At 68.7% G+C, this 7664-nt stretch carries 6 protein-coding genes and 1 pseudogene; 2 read left to right on the top strand and 5 right to left on the bottom strand.

Features of this window, described 5'->3' with window-relative positions:
- Window positions 1–26 precede the first annotated feature (26 nt).
- Window positions 27–383 (top strand): annotated as a pseudogene (locus ACFFCN_RS00805) (DUF222 domain-containing protein); the annotation flags it as partial.
- 65 nt (window positions 384–448) lie between these two features.
- Window positions 449–1102: an HNH endonuclease signature motif containing protein gene (locus ACFFCN_RS00800; RefSeq protein ID WP_375488757.1), complete on the top strand. Its 654-nt coding sequence runs from the start codon at window positions 449–451 to the stop codon at window positions 1100–1102.
- A gap of 85 nt (window positions 1103–1187) precedes the next feature.
- On the opposite strand, the gene ACFFCN_RS00795 is transcribed toward ACFFCN_RS00800, so the two are convergent.
- From ACFFCN_RS00795 to ACFFCN_RS00775, 5 genes are all read right to left on the bottom strand, one after another.
- The gene (locus tag ACFFCN_RS00795; protein ID WP_375488755.1) at window positions 1188–2324 is read right to left on the bottom strand and encodes a hypothetical protein; all 1137 of its coding nucleotides are present in this window, start codon (window positions 2322–2324) and stop codon (window positions 1188–1190) included.
- Window positions 2325–2420: 96 nt separating this feature from the next.
- On the bottom strand, window positions 2421–3443 hold the full coding sequence (gnd, locus tag ACFFCN_RS00790) for a phosphogluconate dehydrogenase (NAD(+)-dependent, decarboxylating) (protein ID WP_375488753.1): 1023 nt from the start codon (window positions 3441–3443) through the stop codon (window positions 2421–2423).
- A 1-nt stretch (window position 3444) separates the two neighbouring features.
- Window positions 3445–5112 (bottom strand): glucose-6-phosphate isomerase, encoded by a 1668-nt coding sequence (gene pgi, locus ACFFCN_RS00785; protein WP_375488751.1) that lies wholly within the window; start codon window positions 5110–5112, stop codon window positions 3445–3447.
- A gap of 29 nt (window positions 5113–5141) precedes the next feature.
- Window positions 5142–6410: a CDP-glycerol glycerophosphotransferase family protein gene (locus ACFFCN_RS00780; RefSeq protein ID WP_375488749.1), complete on the bottom strand. Its 1269-nt coding sequence runs from the start codon at window positions 6408–6410 to the stop codon at window positions 5142–5144.
- A complete protein-coding gene (locus ACFFCN_RS00775) occupies window positions 6407–7627 on the bottom strand; it encodes a CDP-glycerol glycerophosphotransferase family protein (RefSeq protein WP_375488747.1) in 1221 nt (406 codons plus the stop codon). The genes ACFFCN_RS00780 and ACFFCN_RS00775 overlap by 4 nt, the downstream gene beginning before the upstream one ends.
- Between the last annotated feature and the right edge of the window lie 37 nt (window positions 7628–7664).

The raw sequence follows: 7664 nt of genomic DNA, 5'->3' as shown, positions 1-7664 counted from the left end.
CGGTGGAGATCGACGTGCTGGCCGCGATGGCCGCCGACCCGGACCCCTACCGCGACGGTGCACCGGACCTGGGCAAGCAGTGGATACGCGAGGACGTCGCCTGCGCGCTACGCGTGCCCTCGGCGACCGCCGGACACAAACTCGCCCTCGCCACCGAGGTGACGCGCCGGTTCCCGGCCACCCTCACCGCGATGCACGACGCGACGATCAGCGCGCACTACGCCGAACGACTCGTCGAAGCCACCACCGACCTGCCCGACACCGCCGCCGCGCAGGTGCAGACACGGGTCCTGGCGCGTGCCGGATCCCAGACCCTGGCCCAGTTCGGGTACTCGCTACGCCGCGCCGTCGCCAGCGTCGACACCCGCGCCGCCGAAGCCAAACGCGCTGCCGCCCGCGCGCAACGCCGCGTCGTGTTCACCCCCGCCGATAACGGGATGGTCGAACAATGGTCACTCAACCAGCCGAACAGGCCGCCGCCATGCAGACCGCCGTCAACACCCTCGCCGACTCCTGGAAAGGCCTCGACGAGCGCACCGCCGACCAACGCCGCGCCGACGCCCTCGCCGCCCTCACCACCGGCACCGGCACCGGGACGGCCGTGCCACCGCGGGGCAGCGGTGGGGCGCGGGTCAACGTGACCGTCGCGCTGTCCACCCTGCTGTTCCTCGACGACCAACCCGGCGCCCTCGACGGGCACGGCACCATCCCCGCCAGCATCGCCCGCGCCCTCGCCTTCGACCCGGACAGCAGATGGCGCCGGCTGCTGCTCGACCCGAACGGTCGCGTCTGCGACACCACATCGGCCAACTACCGGCCACCCAAACCCATGGCCCGCTACGTCCAACTACGCGACCGCACCTGCCAGTTCCCCGGCTGCCGCCGCCGCGCCACCACCACCGAGATCGACCACCTCACCCCCTGGGCAGCCGGCGGACCCACCACCCCGACCAACCTCATCTGCCTATGCGCCCGACACCACCACCTCAAACACGACGGCCACTGGACACTGCGCCGCGACCCCGTCACCGGCCAAGTCGCCTGGACCAACCCCATCGGCACCACCTGGACCCGACCACCACCCGAACCCGCGCCGTATTGATCACTAGCGAAGTTCGGCTCAGCTCACTCCGTGCCCTCGGCGAGGCGCAAACGCAGTTCCTCCAACGGTGCCCACTGCGCAGCGGTCACGACGAGGGGTCGTCCTGCTGCTGGTAGGGCGTGGGGGTCCGGTTGGGTGGGCGGATCGGTTCGATCTCCGCGTCACCGGTGAGCCGCGGTCCGGTCCACGGTGCCGGCACCGCGTCCAGGCGGGCCGCCAGCTTGTACGCGATCGCCTCGTAGTTCACCCGCCAGCCGCGGAAGTCCGGCCAGGCCTCCTCCGCGGTCCGCTCCGTCCGGAACGACGTCTCGAAGATCCGCCCGACGCCGTCGAGATACGCGTCGTAGGACAGTTGCAGCGCAGCGTCGGGATCAGGGTCGCGGTCGGTCTCCATGCCGAGCGAATCGGCTACGGCACGCAACGCGGTGAAGCCCATCCGCAGCGCCAATCGGGCTTCGGTCACCGGCGCACTGCCCGGGGCGAGCGCGAGCCACAGCGCGGCCGAATCCATGACCGCGACGATCGCCACCAGCCACGACGAAAGGCGCAATGGCGAGCGGAGCAGCGTGAGCACCGGATAGTTCGTGTGGCTCTCGGAAAGATCAGCGGCCCAGCGCTCCCACCGCAGGTAGAAGTCGTCCATGACAGCGCCGTGGTCATCGGCAGTGAACCCGAAGCGAGTCCGGGCGAGGATCTCCGGGCCCCAGGCCGGCACGCCGGCCCGCCCGAACAGCAGCCGTACCTCGGTCTCGCGACGGTTGAACGCGCCGTAGAGCGTCGGCAGGTAACCGATCTGCAACGCGACGACGATCAGGCCGGTCGCCGCAGCCAGGTAGTCGACGATGTTGAGCGATGCACCTTGCGGCCCCGCGTATCCGAGGGTGAACAGCGACGACCCGGACTGGGCGAACGCATGAGCCACGCTGTCCACTTGAATCGCATTGATGATCAGCGCATACCCGACGTAGAAGATGGCCAGCCACGCTGCGAGCTGCACCATGATCAGCGACGGCCCCTGCCAGGCCAGCCACCGGTCGCGCAACGCATAGCCGCGTAACCGGTGCGCCACGAATCGGAAAAACCACTCGACGACCTCGAACATCACGCGGTTGAGCTGGTTGCGGGTCCGCCGCGGCACGACGAGCACGGAGAGCACGCTGCCCCACGCCAGCACCACCAGCAGGCCGCCCGCGACGGCGCCCAGGACGTTCGGAACGCTCACGCGGGCGAGGTTCGCCTTATGCTCCGGTGATCGCGCCTTCGCCACTCGGCAGGTTCGATCGCGTCGGCAGCACGAGCAAGCTCGACTCCACCCGCCTCATTCACCTGTGGGCAATTCGTTGTGGCCGCCGAACGCCTTGCGCATGGCCGACAGCAGCTTGTCCGCGTAGACGGCCTCGCCGCGGCTGGAGAACCGGGCGAACAGCGACGCCGCGAGCACCGGGGTCGGGACGCCCTCGTCGATGCCGGCTTTGATCGTCCAGCGCCCCTCGCCGGAATCCGAGACCCGCCCAGCCACACCGTCGAGGTTCGGGTCGCCGTAGAGCGACCCGGCGGTGAGGTCGAGCAGCCATGACGCGATCACCGAGCCGCGTCGCCACACCTCGCTGACCGCGGCGAGGTCGAGGTCGTAGCGGTAGTACTCGGGCTGTTCGAGGGGCGTCTCCTCGGCGGAGTGCGTCTTCTCGGTCTTGCCGGCATTGGCCTTATGCAACACGTTGAGGCCCTCGGCGTAGGCAGCCATCATGCCGTACTCGATGCCGTTGTGGACCATCTTCACGAAGTGCCCTGCGCCGGCGTCCCCGCACAACAGATACCCCTGCTCCTCCGGTGCGGGGTCACCCTTGCGGCCGGGCGTGCGCTCGACGTCGCCGACACCCGGCGCGATGCTCGCGAACAACGGCTCGCAGTGCTCGTACGCACCCTGGTCGCCGCCGATCATCAGGCAGTACCCGCGGTCGAGACCCCACACACCGCCGCTGGTGCCGACGTCGAGGTACTCGATGTTCTGGTTCTCCTTGAGTGCCTTGGCGCGGTCGTAGTCCTCGCGGTAGTTCGAGTTGCCGCCGTTGATGATGATGTCGCCCTCGTCGAGCAGTCCGGACAGCTGCTCCACGACCTTGTCCGTGATGCCGGCCGGGATCATCACCCAGGCCACCCGCGGCTTGTCGAGCTTCTGCACGAACTCCTCGAGCGTCTTGGCGCCGATCGCGCCCTCGCCGGCCAACTGGTCGACGGTGTCGGGGTTGGTGTCGTACGCGACGGCGGTGTGCCCGTCGCGCATGATGCGCCGCACGATGTTGGCGCCCATGCGCCCCAGGCCGATCATGCCGAGCTGCATGTCAGGAGTCCTTTCCGGCACGCGCCGCTCTGTAGCGGCGGATCAATTCGTTGGTGGAACTGTCGTGCGTCAGGTCCGGCTCGTCAGCGGCCGACAGCTCGCCGGCAACCTTCTTCGCCAGCACCTTGCCGAGCTCGACACCCCATTGGTCGAAGGAGTTGATCGACCAGACGGTGCCCTGGGTGAAGACGCTGTGCTCGTACAACGCGACGAGCGTGCCGAGCGATCGCGGGGTCAGCTCGTCGAGCAGCAACGTGTTCGACGGGCGGTTGCCGTCGAACACGCGGTGCGGCACGAGCCAGTCGTCGGTCCCCTCGTCCTTGACCTGCTGGGCGGTCTTGCCGAACGCGAGCGCCTCCCCCTGGGCGAAGACGTTGGCGGTGAGCAGGTCGTGGTGCGCGACGCCCTCGGACGTCACCTCGGGGTTCAGCGACTGCGTGAAGCCGATGAAGTCGGCCGGGATGAGCTCGGTGCCCTGATGGATGAGCTGGTAGAAGCTGTGCTGGCCGTTGGTGCCCGGCTCACCCCAGTAGACCGGACCGGTCGGGTAGTCGACGGTCTTCCCGGCGAGCGTCACGTGCTTGCCGTTGGACTCCATGGTCAGCTGCTGCAGGTACGCCGGGAACCGCTTGAGGTACTGGTCGTAGGGCAACACCGCCTGGGTCTGGGCGTCGAAGAAATCCGTGTACCAGACGGTCAGCAGGCCTAGCAGCACCGGCAGGTTCTGCTCCCACGGCGCCGTCCGGAAGTGCTCGTCCATCTCGTGGAAGCCGGCGAGCATCTCATTGAACGCGTCGGGGCCGACGGCGATCATCGTCGACAGACCGATCGCGGAGTCCATCGAGTAGCGGCCACCGACCCAGTCCCAGAAGCCGAACATGTTCATGACGTCGATGCCGAACTGCTCGACGGCCTCGGCGTTCGTCGACACCGCGGCGAAGTGCTTGGCGATAGCCGACTTGCTGTCCATCGCGGCGAGGATCCAGTCCCGGGCGGAGACGGCGTTGGTCATCGTCTCCAGCGTGGTGAACGTCTTCGACGACACGATGAACAGCGTCTGCTCGGGATCGAGATCGCGGGTGGCCTCGGCGAAGTCAGTGCCGTCGACGTTGGACACGAAGCGGAAGGTCAGGTTGCGATCGCTGTAGTGCCGCAGCGCCTCGTAGGCCATGACCGGCCCGAGGTCGGACCCACCGATACCGATGTTGACGATGTTGGTGATCGGCCTGCCGGTGTGCCCCAGCCAGTGGCCACCGCGGATCCGGTTGGCGAACTCGGCCATCCGGTCGAGGACCTCGTGTACCGCCGGCACGACGTCCACGCCGTCGACCGCGATCCGCTCGCCGGTGGGTGCGCGCAGCGCCACGTGCAGCACGGCGCGGCCCTCGGTGATGTTGATCTTCTCGCCGGCGAACATGGCGTCGATGCGCTCACGCAGGCCCGACTCGTCGGCCAGCCGGCGCAGCAGCTCGAGCGTCTCGTCGGTGACCCGGTTCTTGGAGTAGTCGAGGTAGATGCCGCACGCCTGCGCGCTCAACCGTGCGCCGCGCTCGGCGTCCTGCTCGAACAGCTCACGCAAGTGGGTGTTCGCAACAGCCGAGTGGTGCTCCTGCAGGGACTGCCAGGCGGGACGTTGGGTGAGGTCGGTGATCTTGTCCGGCTCGGTCACGTCGTATTCCTCCCCATTCGGCAACGGTGTCAGACACTCAGCTCGGGGGCGAGCAGATCCAGGACGCGGGTAGATGCGCAGCCGTCGTCGTGTGGCGCCAGCCGGGCCACGAGCTCGGCGCGACGGGGCCGTTCGGCGGCACCGAGGTCGGGGGCGAGCAGGGCAGCCTCGAGCTCGTCCTGGTCGCGCACGACGGGCCCGGGGACGTCCTCGACCGGCAGGTAGAAGCCACGCAGCGCCGACGCGTACCTCGCGAGGTCGTACATGAAGAACAGCATCGGCCGGTCGAGCAGTGCGTAGTCGAAGTAGATGCTCGAGTAGTCGGTGATCAGCACATCACTGGCCAGGCACAGGTCGTTGATGTCGTCCACGCCGGACACATCGCGTACGAAGTCGCCGTGCCCGGCGAAGTCGATGGTGTTCGTCACCAGGTAGTGGGCGCGGAACAGCAGCAGCCAGCCGTCGCCGAGCGTCTTGTGCAGCCGGGCGATGTCCAGCGGCTGCGTGTAGACGTATCCGGAACGCGAGTCGTGCTGGTCGTCGCGCCAGGTGGGCGCGTAGAGGATGACCTTCGTGCCGGGCTCGATGCGCAGCTTCGTCCGGGCGGCCGCGACCTGGCTCGCCCCGGCGTTGACCAGCACGTCGTTGCGTGGCTGCCCGGTCTCGACGAACGGGGTGCGCTCACCTTCGGCCGGCAACCCGAACGCGGTGGCGAACGCCTCGGTGGTGAACGGCGCCGAGGACAGGAACCGGCTGATCTTCACTGCTTCTTCGCGGTAACGATCGTCGATCTCGGCCTTGCCGTTCATCGCGGTCTCGGTGGTGGCGACGACGTCCAGGCCGATGCGTTTGAGCGGCGTGCCGTGCCACGTCTGCAAGTACACCTGATCGGCGCGCGGGCTCATCTCCGGCGCGATGATCGAATTACTGATCCACACCCGCGCGGTGCCGAACGCACGGTAGTACGGCGTGGTGCGGTAGTGCACGACCTCGGTGCGCGGGTCGTCCAACGCCGGGAACTGCGCCGAGCGGCCCGGTTCGCGCAGGGCCCACACGAAGCGGCAGCGGGCGAAGCGCGGGTCGCGAAGCATCGCCTCGTACAACGCACGGGGCGAGCCGGCGTAGCTGCGGCCGTTGAACGACTCGAATACGACGAGCGCCCGATCGGTGCCACCGCGCGATTGCCAGCGGAAGACGAGCTGGCGCTGGGCACGCCGGCCGAAGCGGTAGATCAACCGCAACCACACCACCCGCTTGAGCACCGCGACGCCGAGGGCGCGCACCCGGGATTTGTTCATCCGAGCTCCGCCGGCGACGCACCGAGCGCGAGCGCCGCGATGCGCCGGGTGCTGCCGCCGTCGGGTTCGCTGACGAAGTTCTCCCGGAACCGTTCGACGTCGGCGTCGGTGACGGCGTGCTCGAGCAACGCGCGCACGACGGACTTCTCGTCGCGGTGGACGACGCCCGGCATGTCGTGCTCGTAGTCGAACGGGATGCCGCGCCGCTCGCGGTACTCGTCCAGGTCGTAGGCGTAGGCGTAGATCGGCACGCCGAGCACCGCGGCGTCGAACGCGACAGCCGAGTAGTCGGTGACGAGGTCGCTCGCGATGGTCAGCCAGTCGAGCGTGGTGAACGTCGGGTCCTGCGTGACGCCGGGCAGCCGGGAGAAGTCGCGGTGGTCCAGCGGGTGCAGCGCGACGACGACGTCGAGCTCGGCCTCGATCAGGGCGTCGAGCAGCGGTTCGACGCGCACCGGATCGCCGGTGCGGAAGGTGGGGGCGTACAGCACGACCCGGCGGTCACGCAGTTGCGGGTGCGCAGCGTCGATGCGCTTGCGCTTGCCCGCCAGGTAGTCGGGGTCGCGCAGCAGGTCGACGCGCGGCGTGCCGATCGGCAGCACGTGGTCCGGCGCAACGCCGAACGACTCCGCGAACGGCTCGACCATGCGCTTGCCGCCGGCGATCACCCAGTCGTAGCCGTGGTGCATGCGCATCACCCGCGCGAGGCCGCCCGGCCGACCTTCGGCGGTGCCCACCGCCGCGAGCCCGAACCGCTTGATGGCGCCGAGCGCGTGCCACATCTGCACGATGATCAGCTCATCTTTGTGCTCCAGCGCGCTGATGGCAGCCATGTAGCTGTCGGTGACGCAGGCGCGCGACGTCGCGAGCTGGTACATCTCGACGAGCATCTGGCCCGGGACCGCCCACGGCCGGGTGTTGCGGTGGTTGAGCACGACGACGTGGGTGCGCGGACTCTGCCGGTGGATCTCGTCGCGCACCCCGGCGAAGTCCTGCGATGTCTGGTCGTAGAGCCGGGACATCAGGACGATCTTGTTGCGGGTCGGCAGCTTCTTCAGCACGGCATAGATGCCGCACATCGCCGCGACAGCCACCTGCGCGACCACCACGACGAACGCGTCGACGAGCTTGCCTAGCGGGCCGCGTTGGTCGCCGCGCAACACCGAGAAGGTCGGGTCGGGGGCGCTGCGCCGACGCTGCCCACCCTGGATCTGCACGGCTGCTTACCTTACGGGGCGGGGGCGGGCGCTGGGG

It is taken from the genome of uncultured Jatrophihabitans sp. (assembly GCF_964246335.1).
In the GTDB taxonomy this organism is placed as follows: domain Bacteria; phylum Actinomycetota; class Actinomycetes; order Mycobacteriales; family Jatrophihabitantaceae; genus Jatrophihabitans.
This window is presented reverse-complemented; position numbering and strand designations above follow the sequence as displayed.